The organism is Streptomyces sp. NPDC024687 (assembly GCF_055559055.1).
Genome location: NZ_JBVHLJ010000017.1, coordinates 1 through 16,780 on the forward strand (window position 1 = coordinate 1; position 16,780 = coordinate 16,780).

The window sequence follows — 16,780 nt, forward strand, 5'->3', positions numbered from 1 at the left end:
AACTGCGGCGGATAGTTCTTCATGACCACGAGATGTCCGTTCTCAGATCCTCAGGATCCAGTGTCTCGTGTGTCCAGGATCAAGGGTCAAGGCCCTTCATCTGTATGTGGCAGGCGGAGGGGACAGTGTCCCGGGCCTCACCTATAGCCCATGGGGACGATCGTTCGGCTGAAGCCCCATGGAGCCTTTCGCCGAGAGGCGACCGCCCTCCGCACGCCACGGCACACGGCCCCGGCTGGTCTCCCCCGTCCAGCCGGGGCTTTTCGTGCGCTGTCAGTCCTCACCACCGACTTCAGCTCAGGTGGAGCGTGTTCAGGGCCGTGGTCCAGTCGGTGGCGATCGCCTGCTGTGCGGCGGCGAGGGTGACGGTGCCCTTGCAGACCGCGGTGTGTAGCTTCGTCTCCACCGGATCCTTCGCGTTGTTGACCCCCGAGCCCTTCCTGTGGCCGGGGTCGGCCGGCTCCACCCAGAGGTTGCGGTAGTCGTTGGGGTCTCCGCCCAACTGCAGACTGATCAGGTGGTCGTACTCGGCATCCGCCATGCGTCCGGTGAAGCCGTAGGAGGCGGCGTTGAGCTTTTTCTCTTTGCCCGTCACATACGTGGAGGGGCGTATCCCGGAGGTGTAACCGCCCTTGCGGCAGATTGTCGAGGCCAGGTTCGTCTGGGTGACCGCCGGGGATATCGCGCCCGGTGTGCACGTCGGATCCTCCAGCGGCTCCCCGTTGAGGTACCGGTAGTGGCAGGAGTGCGCGGCCGGCTGCTTCTGCACCGTGTAGTGCTTCTGCGGTCCGGCCCCCACCGCGATCGCCCGCCCGGAGCCGGCCGGCGCTCCCGTCGGCGGACTCTGCGTCTCGGACGGCGTCGACGTACCGAGCGAGACGGATGAACAGCCCGCCAGCAGCAGACAACTGAGCAGGGGTGGCACGGTACGGAGGGCAGAACGCATGACGGTCCTCGCAGGCAGACGGCGGCACGGTGGCTGACTGCCACGGTGGCTGAGCAGATGCTCCCTCATCCCGATGCCCTGCCCCCGCGCGGGGTCCGGCCAGCGTCAACGGACCTTCCTGGACGACCAGGATCACCTTGACGCGGGCAAGCATGCGGATACTGACGTACTGCACGGTGATGCTGGTCTGCGGCGGCTACTCAATGAAGTTGGCATTCCCACGGCTCGATGTCCGGCTCCCCCGGGGGCAGCTGCCCGGTGCAGTATCGGTAGATCCAGGCCGCAGCCCTGCGCTCCGCGTACTTCTCGTTGACCGGGTATCCCTGCTCGTCCAGTTCAAGGACGTTGGCGAAGATCGCGACGCAGATCTCCATCTGGGAAGGCGATGCGCGCAACTCCTCCCAGTAGTCGATCCCTTCCAGCATCGGGTGGCCTACCGACCCCCTGGCGAGCCATCCAGCGAAGCGTCGGAGGGCTCCGGAAGCACCATGGCTGAGATGCGAAGGCATGCGAAGAATCTAGCCCTTTAGTTCCGCTAGTTCCGCTCACCGTGGCCAGCCGTCGTCAGCAGCGATGATCCGCAGAAAGGTTCTGGCATGCGTGCATGGGCTCCCCGATGGTGGGCAAGCGGAGCTGTAGGGCCTTGCAGCGCCGTTCCCCCGTGGCGCTGCAAGGCCCTTTCGCGTCGGCCGCCTTCGGGTCAGCGTCGATAGAGCTGCCACATGGCCAGTTCGTCGTCGTGCGCGCGCAGGCGCTCGACGGCCTCCATGGGGGTGCGCTGTTCGGTGAGCTCGTAGAAGAAGAACAGCGGGGCGAACACGCTCGCATAGCCGAAGGGGGCGCCCCGGGGAGCGATGTAGATGCCGGCACCGGCGTCGAGGAAGGCGTCGGCCAGAGCAGGCTCCCCCGTGTCGCATCCGGTGACGAGAGTGACGCTGCCCGACAGCTGGAAGTGTTCGCGTACTCGGTCCGGCCCGACGGCACCGTTGAACGGCTGGAACCTGGCCAGTTCCTCGGCGACGTCTTCCATGAGGATGCGTCCCTCGTCGCCGTGACAGGACAAAATCACATAGGGGGCGATCGGTCTGCTGCCGTCCAACGCGGCCACCAGGTGTCGAGGCTGCCCGACCCTCAGATAGTTCACCTGGACACCGAAGACTTCCAGCCCGGCACGCAACGGATGCGCGAACCCGCCCTCGATGTCGATCAGGTCAACCTCGGTCCAGGCCAGGCGCCCGGCCTGGACCTCGCGCACGCGCGACGGACGCTGGGTCGCCAGCCACTCCTCTTCACCGTCTCCATGCATCACTCGGCCACGATGCCACGGCCACAGCCGTCACCACCGCTGATCACAAAATCGCGGCCAGAGCCCTCAATGGGTGTCCTACGGTGACCTGTCCAAAGGTGACCACCCGACCGACACCTTGGTCGGATCAGTTGTGCGTGGTGGCCGGTGGGCCGGCGATGGCGGTCAGCCGGAGTTTGGTCTCGTCCTCGCTGCCGGGCACGGCGGTCATGATGACGATCTTGAGCTCGGAGTCGCCGTCGGTCAGAACGTCGCAGTCCACCGTGACCGGGCCCACCGACGGGTGGTCGATCGTCTTGTGGTCCTCGCGGTGCGCGGCCACCTCTCCGGTCGCCCACAGCTCGGCGAACCTCTTGTTGCCCCCGTTCAGCTCGCGGATCAGCGTGGCCAAGCGGGTGTCCTGGGGGAAGCGGCCGGTGGCGCGGCGCAGGTCGGAGACGACGGCGGCGTCGGTGACGTCGCGGTCCGCCTCGGTCACCGGCCACAGCGCGAGCCGGGCGGGGCCGACGTCCACCGGGAACCTGTCGCGGGCGAAGTTGCGCAAGCGCGGAGGCGAGGCGTTGGGATCGCCCAGCAGAGCAGCCCACCCGCGGTTGCACCACACCAGCTGCCAGTCCGCGGCGAACACGGCGACCGCCACGTCCCCGAGGCGGGCGAGCACCCGCTGCATACCGGGCGGAAGATGGTCGGAGATCGGGCCGCCAACGGGCGGCACAAGCTGGGCCAGCCGGTACAGGTGGTCCCGCTCGGCGGCGGACAGCTGCAGGGCGCGTGCCAGGGATGCCACCACCGACGCCGAGGGTGTGGTGGACCGCCCCTGCTCCAGGCGCACGATGTAGTCGACCGACACGCCGGCCAGGTCGGCCAGTTCTTCGCGGCGCAGCCCGGCCGCCCGGCGTCCGCGGGCCACCGGCAGCCCGGCAGCCGACGGGGGCAGCCGCTCCCGCCATGTGCGAATCATCGCGCCCAGTCCGGTTCCGGGTGTTGCCAGCATGATCTCCATCCTCCCGCATCCCCGGTCGTGCGTGGGGGCGCCAGGGTGGTACTGGCCTTCCTACCGTCGAAGCGTCCCTGGTCCGTCTCCGTCGCCGGGATCAGAGTCGTACGCATGACCATCACCTTCATCACCGGAGCCAACAAGGGTCTCGGTCGCGAGACCGCCCGCCGCCTGATCGAGTGCGGCCACACCGTGCTCGTGGGAGCGCGCGATCGTGAACAGGGCGAGGAGGCCGCTGCTGCACTCGGGGCGCGCTACGTTCCGATCGACGTGACCGACGACGCGTCCGTGGCTGCCGCGGCCGTGGACGTGGCCGAACACGAGGGCAGAATCGACGTCCTGATCAACAACGCCGGTGTGCATGGCCCCGTCGGCGATCCCGGCGACCTCACCGCCGCCGATGCCCGCGCCGTCCTCGACGTCAACGTCATCGGCGTCATCCGCACCACCACCGCGTTCTTGCCTCTGCTGCGCCGCTCGAACGACCCCGTGATCGTCAACGTCAGCAGCGGCATGGGGTCCCTCGCCCTCACCCACGACCCCGACCGGCCCGAGTCGCGCGTCGTCGCGCCGCTGTACACCTCCTCCAAGGCGGCTCTGACGATGTTGACCACGCAGTACGCGAAGGGACTCGAAGACATCCGCGTCAACGCCGCCGACCCCGGCTACACCGCGACCGACCTCAACGGTCACAGCGGCCCCCAAACCGTCACCGAGGGCACGGACGCGATCGTCCACCTCGCCACCGAGGGTCCCGGCGCAGGCACCGGCCGCTTCGTCTCCCGCCATGGCGAGATCGCCTGGTCCTGACACCGGCTGTGCGGATCAGCCGTTTCGGGCGACGAGACATCCAGCAGAGTTACTCCAGCGCGAGGAGCCCCTTCTGACGCACGCCATCTCGACTTCGGACGACGCTACGGATCCCGGCTCACGCAGCGCCCGAGCCGCCCTGCCACGCACAGGCCGCCGTTCCCTTGACCGGGACAGGGACGCTGAGCAGCGCGCCCGACGCCGCTGTCGGGTTCCTCACCCCGTACCGGGCCGTCGTGACGAAGAGCCGGTGGTCGTCGGGGTGCAGGCACACCGAGGTGGGATGTGGGGCGGGGACCGGCACGGTGTGGAGCAGGCGGCCGTCGGGGGCGTAGCGGCGGACCGCCCCGGCGCCCCACAGCGCGACCCACAGGCAGCCCTCCCCGCCTCTGGCCGAGGTCCCCGGCCCCGACCGCGCGGAGGCGGTGGCCGAAGCCCTCGCCGGGCTGCTGGACTTCCTCACCGAGCGCGGACTGGCCGGCCCCGTCGCCTACGTCGAGGTGCACAACGAGGTCGACAACTGCGACCTGGTACCGGCGGACGGCACCCCCGGCCACTACGCCCGGCTGCGCGGCCCCCTCGAACGCGCCGTGAAGCTCCTTCAGGCACGCCACCCGGACATCCCCGTGACCTACTCCCTGGGCGAGCCCTGGCCCGGCGAACTCGACGACCTGCCGGAGCAGGCGCAGATCGCGCACTTCCACTTCTACGTCTACGGCGTGCTCGGCGCGCTGTACGAGGCCGTCGGACTCGGCCACGGCACCGAGGCGGCGCCCGAGACGGCCATCTGGCCGACCCCCGAACTGGCCGCCATGCTGCGCCCCGACGCGCCCGCCTTCGACGCCTACCAGCCGGACGAACCCTGGCAGCTGGCCGCCACCGGCATCCCGCGCGAACTGTTCTACGCACACGACTGGGTCGACCCGGATCGCTGGGACCTGTGGCTCTACGAGAACTATCCGGCGCACCGGCAGCCCATGCGGGAGACCCTGGCCCAATGGGTCGACTCCGTCGCCGAGTTCGCCCGCGGTCGCGGCATCCCCGCCGTCCTCGGTGAGGGAGTCGTGGGCTACACCCCGCTGCTGACGCGCTTCGAGGAGGACGCCGTCGGCAAGGACATCGCCGAGTTCGTCGTCGACCGCTGCCTCACGGCAGGCTTCCAGGGCGTCGTCCTGACCTCGAACGCGGCCCCGCACCACCCCGTGTGGCACACCGACCGGGACTGGATGCGGAAGGTCAACGCCCGTATCACCACTGCCTGAACGCGGCCCCGCGTCGGCACGGATCGCGGAGGGCGGTCCGTGCCGACGCGGCGCTTCTTGTAGGGCCGGAACCATGCCCTCACCATGTTCGGGAGCGCTCCCAACAACGGGCGGCCCAGCGGCCGTTCACAGCCACTCCCCCTGGTGAAGTCGTGTGCGCGATCTCCTCCCGCCGGTAAGATCGGTGATCTCTTGGGGGAGGTCGCATGGGCAGACGACGCCCGGGGGCACCGACGCTGGAGGAGGTGGCCGCCCACGCGCGGGTGGGACGAGGCACGGTCTCCCGCGTCATCAACAACGCGGCGGGCGTGAAGGAGTCGACACGTCGTGCCGTACAGCAGGCCATCGACGAACTCGGTTACGTGCCCAACCTCGCGGCCCGCTCCCTGGCCGGACGGCGGGCCGACGCCGTCGCCCTGGTCATGACGGAGCCGGACTGGCGGCAGTTCGCTGAGCCCTTCTTCTCCGAGATCGTCACCTCGCTCGGGGACGCCCTGACCGACACCGGAATGCAGCTGATGCTGACCCTGGTGCGCTCGGACGCCGAACGGCAGCGCTTCCTCGAGTACGCGCGCGGCGGCCGGGTCGACGGCGTCCTGCTGATGTCCGTACACGCCGGCGATCCGCTGCCGGACATGCTCGCCGAAGCGCGGTTGCCGACCGTGCTGCTGGGGCGCCGCTCCGGTGACGAGTACGTCAGTTACGTCGACATGGACAACGTCGGCGGCGCACGCAGTGCCGTCTCCCACCTTGTACAACGGGGCCGCAGGGTCATCGCCACCATCACCGGGCCGCTCGACCTGCACGCCGCCCAGTGCCGGTTGCGCGGCTACGAAGAGGCCCTCGCGCAGGCGGGCCTGAAGGCCGAGCGGACCCGTGTCGCCGAAAGCGACTTCACGGCGGAGAGCGGGCGCCGCGCCATGGCCGAGCTCCTCGAACGGCATCCGGACATCGACGGTGTCCTCGCCGCGTCGGACACCACGGCCGCGGGGGCCCTGGAGGCCCTGCGCACGGCCGGACGCCGGGTGCCCGAGGACGTCGCCGTGATCGGCTTCGACGACTTTCCGCTGGCCCAGCGGACCGAACCACGGCTGACCACCGTGCGTCAGCCGATCGAGGAGGTCGGGCAGGCCATGATCCGACTGCTCCTGGAGGAGATGGAGGAGGGCGCAGTGGCCTGGCGCCACGTCATCCTCCGTACGGAACTGGTGGTCCGCGAGTCGACCTGACGCAGGCCCGTCACGATCGGTTCAACGCGTTCCTGCGCTCAGTCTTGTCATGCCCCTGCGCATTCTCTACAGTCCTGCCGAAACCAGGATTGGGAGCGCTCCCATTCATTAGGGCACGGGAACGTCTCCCCGTCACCCCCTCCCCCACGCCTGAAGAGGATTCGCATGCGTCCTTCACCGCACCATGCCCGCCGCGCGCGTGGCCTGCTCGGCGCGCTGCTCACCTCGCTCGTCTCGCTCGCCGCGCTGCTGACCACCGCCCCCCTCGCGCAGGCCGACACCACGGTCTGCGAGGCCTTCGGTTCGACGACCATCCAGGGCCGGTACGTGGTCCAGAACAACCGCTGGGGCACCAGCGCGACCCAGTGCATCACGGCGACCGACTCGGGGTTCAGGATCACCCAGGCCGACGGATCCGTCCCGACGAACGGCGCCCCGAAGTCGTATCCGTCCGTCTTCAACGGATGCCACTACACCAACTGCTCTCCCGGCACCCAGCTTCCCGCTCAGCTCAGCGCCATCTCCACCGCGCCGTCTAGCATCTCCTTCAACTACGTCAACAACGCGGTGTACGACGCCGCGTACGACATCTGGCTCGACCCCACGCCCCGCACCGACGGCGTGAACCGGACCGAGATCATGATCTGGTTCAACAGGGTCGGATCCGTCCAGCCCATCGGCTCCCCGGTCGGCAACGCCAACGTGGGCGGGCGCACCTGGCAGGTGTGGTCCGGCAGCAACGGCACGAACGACGTCCTGTCCTTCGTCGCGCCGTCGGCGATCAGCAGCTGGAACTTCGACGTCATGGACTTCGCCCGGCAGGCCGTCTCCCGCGGACTCGCCCAGAACAACTGGTACCTGACAAGTGTTCAGGCCGGCTTCGAACCCTGGCAGAACGGCGCCGGCCTCGCCGTGACCTCGTTCTCCTCCACCGTCAACAAGGGCTCCTCCAGTGACCCGGGCACCCCGGGAGGCGCCACGGCCTGCAAGGTGGCGTACGGGGCGAACGCCTGGCAGGGCGGCTTCACCGCCGACGTCACCATCACCAACACCGGCACCTCCCCCGTCAGCGGCTGGAAGCTCGCGTTCACCCTGCCCTCCGGGCAGCAGATCACCAACGCCTGGAACGCGAACCTCTCCGGGTCGTCCGGAGCGGTCACAGCGAGCAATGTGAGCCACAACGGCGAGCTGGCGCCCGGCGGCCAGGCGACCTTCGGGTTCCAGGGCACCTCCAGCGGAACCTTCGCCAAGCCCTCCGCCTTCAGCCTGAACGGCACCGCCTGCACCACGTGATCCAGCCTCTCCCTCCGAGGCTCGCCCGATCCGCCCACGGCGCCCGGCAAGCCTCGGAGGGCGGGTCAGGGGGTGATCCGGGATCACTCCGGGAGGACCCCGATGTCGGGGGTCCGTCCCCGCGGGCAGGATGTCGCGTATGACCCCAACCCGCATCTCCCGCAGGTCGTTTGTGAGCGTCGCCGTATCGGGGGCGGCCGCGCTGGCCGCCACCGCGGTACTGCCCGTGCAGCGGGCGAGCGCCGCCTTACCCGTGCCGCTCCCGCCCCTGGACCCCGCCGCTCTGCAGGCGGCGATCGACGACCTGGAGCACCCGCCGTCGACCGCGGCCCAGCTGAGCGTCGGCGGCACTGCCGGCCACTGGCGAGGAACCTCCGGAGTGGCCGACATCCGAACGCGGCGTCCGGTGTCGGCGGACGACAGGGTCCGGATCGGCAGCATCACCAAGGTCTTCGTCGCCACGGTGGTGCTGCAACTGGTGGCGGAGCGACGGGTCACCCTGGACGCGCCGGTACGGCACGTCCTGCCGGGGCTGCTGCCGGCCCGGTTCGCGGCTGTCACCCTGGCGCACCTGCTGAACCACACCAGCGGACTGCCCGACCACGTCGGCATCCCGGACCCGCACACCGCGGAGGAGGTGTTCCGCCACCGCTTCGACCACTGGACACCGCGGGAGTGGGTGGCGACGGCGACCCACGGACCGCTGAAGTTCACCCCCGGCACGCGGCAGGAGTACCGCGGCATCAACTACGTACTCGCCGCGCTGATCATCGAAAGGCTCACCGGCCGCTCGTACGGGGAGGCCGTCGCGGCCCGCATCCTGCGTCCACTGGGCCTGGCGCGTACGGTCGTACCGGGCGACGACCCGCGCATCCACGGTCGGCACGTGCACGGCTACCTGACGATGGCCGACGGCAGCCTGCGGGACATCACCACGTACGACCAGTCGTCCAGCCGGGGCGAGGGCGACATGATCTCCACCACGGGCGATCTGGACCGCATGCTCTCCGCGCTGTTCTCCGGCGAGTTGCTGCCGCCGGGGCTGCTTCGGCTGATGTTCACCCTGCCGCCCGACGAGGTGCGGATGCTGGACGGCTCCCCCGCCCGCTACAGCACCGGCCTGCAGCAGGCCACCGTCAACGGCGTCACCCTCTGGGGCAAGACCGGGGAGACATACGGCTACAAGAACGCCGCCTTCTCCACTCGCGACCAGCAGCGCCGCTTCGTCCTCGCGTACCACCCGACGACCGCCCGCGACGGCGGTGAGAGCCGGATGATCGCTCGGGTCGCCGACCTGCTCACCACCTGACGACGACCGGCCGCGGAGGACACCGTGGCGGTCCGGGCCCTCCGTGCCGCGCGGCGCCACGTGGATCACGCCGCCATGCGTGCGGTCGCCTCGGAACCCGTGCGCTCGGCCACCGCTCGCCGCCGTCGCACCGGAATGCCCAGCGTCGGGTTGGCGACACCCCAGACCGCGCCCTTGCAGATCAACTCCTTGTAGTGAGCCGCGAAGCGGCCGGTCAGGGCGTGGTCCACGGCGCGGTCGTCGGCGGTGACGAACTGGATCAGGCCGTCCTTTCGCCCCAGCGAGATGCACTGGTTGAAGTAGCGCAGCGTGGCGTTCGGCAGCTTGCCGTCGGTCAGGCGGGCGGCGATGGAGTCGGCGGCCTGCCAGGCCATGGGGGTGCCCGAGGCGCAGGACATGCGCAGGGGCTTGTCGCCGGCGCCCAGCGCATGGCCGGCGTCGCCGATCGCGTACACGTCCGGGTGCGAGACCGAGCGCATCGTCGCGTCGACCACGATGCGGCCGCTGTCCGCGAGTTCCAGGCTGGTGGCAGCGGCCAGCGGGTGGACGGCGAAGCCCGTGGTCCAGACGGTGACGGCAGCCGGGAAGGTCCGGCCGTCCGCGGTCGTGACTCGGTCCGCCCCGACGGCGGTCACCGCGGCGTTCTCGTACACCGTGATGCCGAGCCCGTCGATGACCTTGCGCAGGTGCGCGCGGCCCTTCGGGGAGAGCCAGTCGCCCAGTTCGGCGCGTGTGGCCAGGGTGACATCGAGGTCCGGGCGGGTCTCGGCCAGCTCCGTCACGAACTCCAGGCCGGTCAGACCACCGCCCACGACGAGGACCGTCTCGCCCTCGGCGAGCCCTGCGAGGCGCTCACGCAGCCGCAGCGCGCCGGGGCGGCTCGCGATCTGGTGGGCGTGCTCGGCGACACCCGGGACGCCGTGGTCGTTCCCGCCGCTGCCGAGGGCGTAGACGAGGGTGTCGTACGCCAGTTCCGCGGTGCCCTCCGTGCTCTGCACCGCGACCGTCTTGCGGTCCACGTCGATCGACGTGACCTTCGCGAGCTTCACCTCGACGCCCGTGCCCGCGAACATCTCGCGCAGCGGACGCGGTGCGAGCTCCTGCCCCACGGCCAGCTGGTGCATGCGGACCCGCTCGACGAAATCGGGCTCGGCGTTGACGAGGGTGATGGCGACGTCCTCCCGGCGCAACCGCTTGGCGAGTCGGCCTGCCGCGATCGCCCCGGAGTAGCCGGCGCCGAGAACGATGATCCGGTGCTGCATCTTCCTGCTCCTGTCTGCGGGTCCGGTGCCTTCTGGCCCGGTCACGCCCCTTGAACCGGACAGCCCGCCGATACCTGACAGAAGAATGGAGTGACCTGCGTCACATGAGGGATCAGAGGGCTTCGGTCACGACCGGAGGACCGAAATCGCCCGCCGCCCAGCGCTGTGCAGCCCGCTCCAGCTTGTCCGGGTTGACCTGGCTGCGGACCGCGACGATCCCCTCCTGCGTCCGCTCCAGACACATGATGCCGACGACCCGTCCGTCGACCGCCACGACGACCGCGGGCTCGCCGTTGGCCGTGGCGACGTAGAGGTCGGGCGAACCGCCGATCAGATCCCGCTTGGCCTGGGCCGGCTTGAACAGCCCGCGCAGGAACTTCGCCACCGTGCGTGCGCCCTCGAAGGCACTGGCCCGGGCCGGCACCTTCCCGCCGCCGTCGCCCACCGCGATGGCGTCAGAGGTGAGCAGCTTGATCAGCGGCTGGGTCTCCCCACTGGTCGCCGCGGCGAGGAACTCCTCGACGATCCGGCGCGCGGCCGCCTCGTCGATCTCGACGCGTGCCCTGCCCTGCGCCACATGCTTCTTCGCGCGATGGAAGATCTGCTGGCTGGCCGCCTCGCTGAGGTCCAGGATCTCGGCGATCTCCCGGTGGGAGTATGCGAACGCCTCGCGCAGCACGTACACCGCGCGCTCGTTCGGCGAGAGGCGCTCCAGCAGAACCATCACGGCGTACGACACCGACTCGCGCTGCTCGGCCGTCTCCGCGGGGCCCAGCATCGGGTCCCCGTCGAGCAACGGTTCGGGCAGCCACTGGCCGACATAGGTCTCGCGGCGCGCACGGGCCGACGTGAGCTGGTTGAGGCAGAGGTTGGTGAGCACCTTGGTCAGCCACGCCTCGGGCACCTCGATGCGCCCGGCATCGGCGGCCTGCCAGCGCAGATAGGTCTCCTGCACGGCGTCCTCGGCCTCGCTCGAGGAGCCGAGCATGCGATAGGCGATGGCCTCGAGACGCGGCCTGGCCGCCTCGAACCGGTCCACGTCGTTGAAGGTCAGGGCCATGCGGAGATCTTATCCGGCGGTGCCCGCGGTTACACGGCAGTTGCCGGTCCATGAAGCCCTGCAGGTCACACCAGGACAGGAAGCGATGCGAGGCCGCGAACGAGACGAGTGCGCCGCCACCGCAGTTGATCAGGCGGTACGGCAAGTCGGATGCCGGGAAACCGGGTCAGTACCGCCCGCAGGGCGATCTCCGCCTCGGCCTTCGCCAGGGGTGCGCCGACACAGCGGTGGATGCCGTGGCCGAAGCCGAGATGTGCGGAGGCGTCCCGGTCCAGGTCGAGGAGGTCCGGTGAAGGGAACCGTTGGGGGTCGCGGTTGGCCGCGCCGAGAGCGACCCATACGGGGGCACCGGGCGGGATGTCGGTACCGCCGAGTGTGACGGCCTCGGTGGTGAACCGGAAGGTGGCCGTACTGACCGGGGAATCGAACCGGAGCAGCTCGTCCAGCACGGCCGGCACGTCGTCCGGATGCTGCTGGAGGCGGTGCAACTCGGCCGGGCGCCGCAGCAACGCCAGTGCGGCGTTGCCGAGGAAGTTGGTCGTGGTCTCGTGCCCGGCCACGAGCAACAGCACGGCCAGAGAGACGAGTTCCTCCTCGCTCAGCTGCTCGGCTCCGTCGCGAGCCGCGATGAGCCGGTCGAGAAGAGAGTCACCGGGGTGCAGGCGCTTGGCCGCGATCAGGCCGGTCATGTAGTCGGCCATGGAATGCGAGGCCGCGTCGATGACGTCCGGCCTGCCTGCCGCGAACAGCTCTCCGGACCAGCGCCGCACGTCGGGCCGGTCCGCCTCGGGGACGCCGAGCAGCTCACAGATCACGACGACGGGCAGCGGCACCGCCAGGCCGGTCACGAAGTCGACCTGCTCTCCGACGGTCCACTGGTCCAGCAGCTCTGCGGTGAGGCGGGCGATGAACGGACGCAGCTGTGCGACGGCTTTCGCGGTGAACGCCTTGGTCACCAGCTTGCGCAGCCGGGTGTGCCGGGGTGGGTCGCTGGCCAGCATGGTGTGCGCCACCGCGGAGTGCAGACGGCGCCGTGACGCCTTGTCCGCGAAGAAGACGACCGTGTCCTTCGAGAGCCGGGCGTCGCCGAGGGCTTCCCTGGCCTCCGCGTATCCGGTGACCAGGTAGCCGGCGCGGCCGCCCGACTCGGCGGGGAGAGACTGCACCGGGCAACTGGACCGCATGGCCGCATAGACGGGGTACGGGTCCTGGAGGAAGCGGGGGTCCTGAGTCGGGTCGGTCATGCTTCCAGCCTCCAACCGGCTCGGGCTCACCGCCGTCGGCGACACGCCCAACACAGGCCGGATACACGTCAGTTACCGATAGGAGCCCCCGCCTGGCGGACCATCCGACCCGTGGCCCCAGGTGCCGGAGAAGAGCGCCCACTCCCGCGTGGCCGGCAAAGGGCGCAGCGCCCCTACATGTTGATCATGTGGCCGGCGAGGCCGTGGACGGCTTCCTTGACCGCCTCGCCCAACGTCGGGTGGGCGTGCACGTTGCGGGCGACCTCGTGGACGGTCAGGTCCCACTGCTGGGCCAGGGTCAGTTCGGGCAGGAGCTCGGTGACGTCCGGGCCGATGAGGTGGCCGCCGAGGAGTTCGCCGTACTTGCCGTCGCTGATCAGCTTCACGAAGCCGGTCGCGTCGCCCAGGCCCTGTGCCTTGCCGTTCGCGGTGAAGGGGAACTTGGCGACCTGGACGTCGAAGCCCTTCTCCCGGGCCTGCGCCTCGGTGTAACCGAAGCTCGCGATCTGCGGCTGGCAGAACGTGGCGCGCGGGATCATGACGTAGTCGAGTTCCATGGTCTCGGCGTCCGCGAGCGTCTCGGCGGCGATCACGCCCATCGACTCGGCGGCGTGCGCGAGCATCAGCTTCGCGGTGACGTCACCGATGGCGTAGATGTGCGGGACGGAGGTGCGGCAGCGGCCGTCGACGTCGATCGCGCCGCGCTCGGTGACGGCCACGCCGGTCTTCTCCAGGCCGTAGCCGGTGACGTTCGGGGCGAAGCCGATCGCCTGCAGGACCTTGTCGGCCTCCAGCACCTTCCGGGCGCCGTCCTTGCCGGTGACCGTGACGCGGACCTGCGGGCCGGACTCGTCGATCGACTCGACCCGGGTCGAGGTGAGTACGTCGATGCCCAGCCTCCGGTACTGCTTGGCCAGTTCGGCGGAGACCTCGGCGTCCTCCAGCGGGGCGACCCGGTCCAGGAACTCGACGATCGTCACCTTCACGCCGTAGTTGTGCAGCACGTAGGCGAACTCGATGCCGATCGCGCCGGCGCCCGCGATGACGATGGACTGCGGCAGGTCCTCGGCCAGGATCTGCTCCTCGAACGTCACCACGCGCGAGGTGCGGCGGGTACCGGGCAGCAGTTTGGGGGTGGCGCCGGTGGCGATGATGCAGTGGTCGAAGCCGATGGTGCGGGTGTTGCCGTCGTAGTCGGCCACCTGGAGGCTGTGCGGGTCGAGGAACGTGCCGCGCCCGTTGATCTCCGTGATCTTGTTCTTCTTCATCAGGTAGTGGACGCCCTTGACCCGGCCGTCGGCGACCTTCCGGCTGCGGCGGAAGGCTTCGCCGTAGTCGAAGGAGACCTCCCCGTCCACCTTGATGCCGAAGGTCTTCGCCTCGCGCGTGAAGATGTGCGCGAGCTCGGCGTTGCGCAGCAGGGCCTTGGTGGGGATACAGCCCACGTTCAGGCAGACGCCGCCCCAGTACTTCTCCTCGACCACCGCGACGCGCTTGCCCAGTTGGGCGGCCCGGATGGCGGCGACGTACCCGCCGGGGCCCGCGCCGAGTACGACGACGTCGAAGTGCTCGTCCTGCTCGTCCATGGACGGCTTCCTTCCGATCGGACAACCTGTTCAACCACTCGACCGAGCCGGCGGAGGACGAGGGAGGCGACCATGTGGTCGACCACCTCGGCGACAGCGGCCCCGGCATCCACTTCAGCATCCCGCTGCCGTGATCTATGCCCGCGAAATCGTCACTGGCCCGGCACCATCTCGCCGACTCCACGGATGGCCCTCTCGCCGCGAGGCGACCGGCCCTGCCGAGCGGAAGGCGCTGCTCTCCCGGTCACTTGATCGCCTTCAGAGTCTCGGAGCGGACCCGGAGCGTGGTCCTGGCGGCCGACTTCAGGTCGAGGTCGGCGTTCACGGCACCGAAGGTCATCTCGGCCACCAGGGCCGAGGTGTTGCCGTCCGCCCAGACGCAGACCGGGTAGGTGATCGTCAGGGCGGGCAGCTTCCGCGCGAGCACCTCGCAGCTGATCCTTACGGCCGACCCCGCCGGGGTGACGTCCCTCGGTGGTACCGATACCGTGGCGCCGTCGGCTTCACCGTCACGCCTCAACGCCTCGGCCCGGGTCCTGGCTTGGTGCTTGAACCGGCCGTAGAAGCCCGTGATCACCAGCGCGCCCTTGGCCGGGTCGCCGCCGAGGCTGTACTCCCCCACGACAGCATGAGTGATCTTGGCATCCCGGATCCCGGTCGACCCCTTCTCGATCTTCCGGCCCACGGAGCCGGAGAGATCCTTGGCGAGTTCGTAACGGCCGTCGAGCAGCGTCCTGGGCAGAACCAGCGCGAAGTCAGCCTCGGGAAAACCGCTTTCGGCCTTCACTCCGATCACCACCAGCGTCAGCAGGATCGCCAGGACGACCACGAAGGCCGCGCTCGCGATCCCGGTCACCAGACCGACGCGGGACGACGGTGGTGGTGGCGATGGCGGCATGGACACGCCAGCGACGGTACTGCATGCGGGTGAGCGTCAGTTGGGGGCCAATATGGTGGACCGATGACGTCGATCAAGAAGTTCCAGGTCACCTTCGACTGCGCAGAACCCGAGCGTCTCGCTCGATTCTGGTGCGAGGTGCTGGGGTACGTCGTACCGTCGCCACCGGAGGGGTTTGCCACTTGGGACGGTTTCAAGGGCTCGCAGCCGCCTGAGCAGCGCGATTCCTGGTTCGCCTGCGTTGATCCCTCAGGCGTGGGCCCGCGGCTGTACTTCCAGCGCGTCCCTGAGGGGAAGGCCGCCAAGAACCGGGTGCATCTCGATGTGCGAGTCGGCACCGGCCTCGTGGGGAAAGAGCGCCTCGCCGCGCTTGAGGCCGAATGCGAACGGTTGGTCCCGCTCGGCGCGGTACACGTGCGAACGCTGTACGACGGCAACGACTCCTGCATCCCGATGCTGGACATCGAGGGCAACGAGTTCTGTATCGACTGAGGGCCTCGAACGTTTCCTACTCCTCCCGCCGGATAGACCACGAGGGCTCGACAGTCGGCCGAGGAGCACAGCGCGCCGCGGCTGACCCCACGGAACTCGATGGACATGAGGTAGGAGGCCCGCCTCCCGGATGGTCAGGATGGCTGGCGTGGGCCGCAGCTCGGTGGCCATCGCTCGCGTAAGTCACTCCATCGACTCCAGGATGCGGTCGAGCGTCCGGCGCCCCATTGCACTCATCGTCGGATTGCTTTCGAGGTAGTACCAGACAACACCCATCGACTGTTCGAACGCCCACGCCTTGCCGCGCTCCCACTCCAGGTCGCCGCAGGCCAGTGTCCGCCGGAGCAGTTCCCGCGGGCCCGGCTGCAAGAGGTGCCAGGCGCTGACGAGATCCAGCGCGGGATCGGCCGGGCCGTACCCGCCGGTGTCGAGTACGCCGCTGAGCCGGTCTCCCGCGACCAGTACATTGCCGGGAATCAAGTCACCATGGCTCATCACGTCGGCGCCGGTGCGTGGCAACTCCCGGAAGCGGCTCCACAATCGGCGCAGCCGGGGCACGTCGAGCAGCCCCTCACTCTCTTTGAAGCACTCCGCCATCCAATCGTCGTGGTGAGCGAGAACGCCGCCACGATCTTCGCCACTGAAGAGCCGACCCCCCGTGTCAGCGCCTCGCAGGGCTGCGATGAAGGCCGCGAGGTCCTCGGCAAAGACGTCCGACCCGCTCGGATCGGCATCGGAGGCGACCGTTCCCGGCAGCCAGGTCTGGACCGACCACGGCATGGGGTAACCCGCTCCAGGCTCTCCCAGGGCGACGGGTTCCGGGACCGGGAACGGAGACACCTTTGCCAACTCCGCGCTCGCCCGGGCTTCCTGTTCCAGAACCGCCAGTGTCTCGGCGGCGTCGGCAGCGCGCAGTGGGAAGCGCGCAGAGAGGTCGTCCCCGATACGGAAGATGGCGTTGACCGTCCCGGTCGACGGTACGAGTCGGATCGCCTTGCCGCTCCACCGAGGGAACTGTTCCTGGATCAAGCCCGCGACCACCTCGGGCGTCACGTCCACTTGGTCCTCGTGCATGGTCACTCCCGC

The 16,780-nt window shown here is 69.5% G+C and carries 17 protein-coding genes; 6 read left to right on the plus strand and 11 right to left on the minus strand.

All coding sequences use genetic code 11. From position 1 onward, the window contains the following. Window positions 1-292: 292 nt before the first annotated feature. The 4 genes from ACZ39I_RS39905 to ACZ39I_RS39920 all read right to left on the minus strand — a co-directional run bounded on the left by ACZ39I_RS39905 (window position 293) and on the right by ACZ39I_RS39920 (window position 3,246). Window positions 293-946 (minus strand): hypothetical protein, encoded by a 654-nt coding sequence (locus ACZ39I_RS39905; protein ID WP_467250380.1) that lies wholly within the window; start codon window positions 944-946, stop codon window positions 293-295. A 200-nt stretch (window positions 947-1,146) separates the two neighbouring features. Beyond that, window positions 1,147-1,455: a DUF7677 family protein gene (locus tag ACZ39I_RS39910; protein ID WP_467250382.1), complete on the minus strand. Its 309-nt coding sequence runs from the start codon at window positions 1,453-1,455 to the stop codon at window positions 1,147-1,149. Between the two features lie 191 nt (window positions 1,456-1,646). Then, the gene (locus ACZ39I_RS39915; protein ID WP_467250506.1) at window positions 1,647-2,252 is read right to left on the minus strand and encodes a hypothetical protein; all 606 of its coding nucleotides are present in this window, start codon (window positions 2,250-2,252) and stop codon (window positions 1,647-1,649) included. A gap of 127 nt (window positions 2,253-2,379) precedes the next feature. Then, on the minus strand, window positions 2,380-3,246 hold the full coding sequence (locus tag ACZ39I_RS39920; protein ID WP_467250384.1) for a helix-turn-helix transcriptional regulator: 867 nt from the start codon (window positions 3,244-3,246) through the stop codon (window positions 2,380-2,382). 114 nt (window positions 3,247-3,360) lie between these two features. Here ACZ39I_RS39920 and ACZ39I_RS39925 point away from each other — a divergent pair, with 114 nt between their 5' ends. Beyond that, on the plus strand, window positions 3,361-4,059 hold the full coding sequence (locus ACZ39I_RS39925; protein ID WP_467250386.1) for an SDR family NAD(P)-dependent oxidoreductase: 699 nt from the start codon (window positions 3,361-3,363) through the stop codon (window positions 4,057-4,059). Between the two features lie 118 nt (window positions 4,060-4,177). Here the strand turns inward: ACZ39I_RS39925 and ACZ39I_RS39930 are convergent, their stop codons facing one another. Further along, window positions 4,178-4,522 carry an SMP-30/gluconolactonase/LRE family protein gene (locus tag ACZ39I_RS39930; RefSeq protein WP_467250388.1) on the minus strand — a complete coding sequence of 115 codons (345 nt, stop codon included), beginning with the start codon at window positions 4,520-4,522 and terminating at the stop codon, window positions 4,178-4,180. Here ACZ39I_RS39930 and ACZ39I_RS39935 point away from each other — a divergent pair. The 4 genes from ACZ39I_RS39935 to ACZ39I_RS39950 all read left to right on the plus strand — a co-directional run bounded on the left by ACZ39I_RS39935 (window position 4,485) and on the right by ACZ39I_RS39950 (window position 9,152). Next, window positions 4,485-5,321 carry a cellulase-like family protein gene (locus ACZ39I_RS39935; RefSeq protein ID WP_467250390.1) on the plus strand — a complete coding sequence of 279 codons (837 nt, stop codon included), beginning with the start codon at window positions 4,485-4,487 and terminating at the stop codon, window positions 5,319-5,321. The two genes, ACZ39I_RS39930 and ACZ39I_RS39935, sit on opposite strands and share 38 nt — an antisense overlap. A 206-nt stretch (window positions 5,322-5,527) precedes the next feature. After that, window positions 5,528-6,550, plus strand: a complete 1,023-nt coding sequence (locus ACZ39I_RS39940) for a LacI family DNA-binding transcriptional regulator (RefSeq protein ID WP_467250392.1) — start codon at window positions 5,528-5,530, stop codon at window positions 6,548-6,550. A 165-nt stretch (window positions 6,551-6,715) separates the two neighbouring features. Continuing rightward, window positions 6,716-7,843 carry a glycoside hydrolase family 12 protein gene (locus ACZ39I_RS39945; protein WP_467250394.1) on the plus strand — a complete coding sequence of 376 codons (1,128 nt, stop codon included), beginning with the start codon at window positions 6,716-6,718 and terminating at the stop codon, window positions 7,841-7,843. A gap of 139 nt (window positions 7,844-7,982) precedes the next feature. Further along, window positions 7,983-9,152, plus strand: coding sequence for a serine hydrolase domain-containing protein (locus ACZ39I_RS39950; RefSeq protein ID WP_467250396.1), 1,170 nt, complete (start codon window positions 7,983-7,985; stop codon window positions 9,150-9,152). 65 nt (window positions 9,153-9,217) lie between these two features. Here the strand turns inward: ACZ39I_RS39950 and ACZ39I_RS39955 are convergent, their stop codons facing one another. The 5 genes from ACZ39I_RS39955 to ACZ39I_RS39975 form a co-directional block, all read right to left on the minus strand. Then, a complete protein-coding gene (locus tag ACZ39I_RS39955; RefSeq protein ID WP_467250398.1) occupies window positions 9,218-10,414 on the minus strand; it encodes an NAD(P)/FAD-dependent oxidoreductase in 1,197 nt (398 codons plus the stop codon). Between the two features lie 112 nt (window positions 10,415-10,526). Continuing rightward, window positions 10,527-11,474, minus strand: a complete 948-nt coding sequence (locus tag ACZ39I_RS39960; protein ID WP_467250400.1) for an RNA polymerase sigma-70 factor — start codon at window positions 11,472-11,474, stop codon at window positions 10,527-10,529. 65 nt (window positions 11,475-11,539) lie between these two features. Beyond that, the gene (locus ACZ39I_RS39965; protein WP_467250402.1) at window positions 11,540-12,718 is read right to left on the minus strand and encodes a cytochrome P450 family protein; all 1,179 of its coding nucleotides are present in this window, start codon (window positions 12,716-12,718) and stop codon (window positions 11,540-11,542) included. A gap of 173 nt (window positions 12,719-12,891) precedes the next feature. After that, on the minus strand, window positions 12,892-14,304 hold the full coding sequence (gene lpdA, locus ACZ39I_RS39970) for a dihydrolipoyl dehydrogenase (protein ID WP_467250404.1): 1,413 nt from the start codon (window positions 14,302-14,304) through the stop codon (window positions 12,892-12,894). Between the two features lie 244 nt (window positions 14,305-14,548). Then, window positions 14,549-15,202 carry a hypothetical protein gene (locus tag ACZ39I_RS39975; protein ID WP_467250508.1) on the minus strand — a complete coding sequence of 218 codons (654 nt, stop codon included), beginning with the start codon at window positions 15,200-15,202 and terminating at the stop codon, window positions 14,549-14,551. 63 nt (window positions 15,203-15,265) lie between these two features. Between ACZ39I_RS39975 and ACZ39I_RS39980 the strand changes: the two genes are divergently transcribed. Beyond that, the gene (locus ACZ39I_RS39980; protein WP_467250405.1) at window positions 15,266-15,694 is read left to right on the plus strand and encodes a VOC family protein; all 429 of its coding nucleotides are present in this window, start codon (window positions 15,266-15,268) and stop codon (window positions 15,692-15,694) included. Window positions 15,695-15,877: 183 nt separating this feature from the next. Here the strand turns inward: ACZ39I_RS39980 and ACZ39I_RS39985 are convergent, their stop codons facing one another. Beyond that, window positions 15,878-16,768, minus strand: a complete 891-nt coding sequence (locus tag ACZ39I_RS39985) for an aminoglycoside phosphotransferase family protein (RefSeq protein WP_467250510.1) — start codon at window positions 16,766-16,768, stop codon at window positions 15,878-15,880. Window positions 16,769-16,780 lie beyond the last annotated feature (12 nt).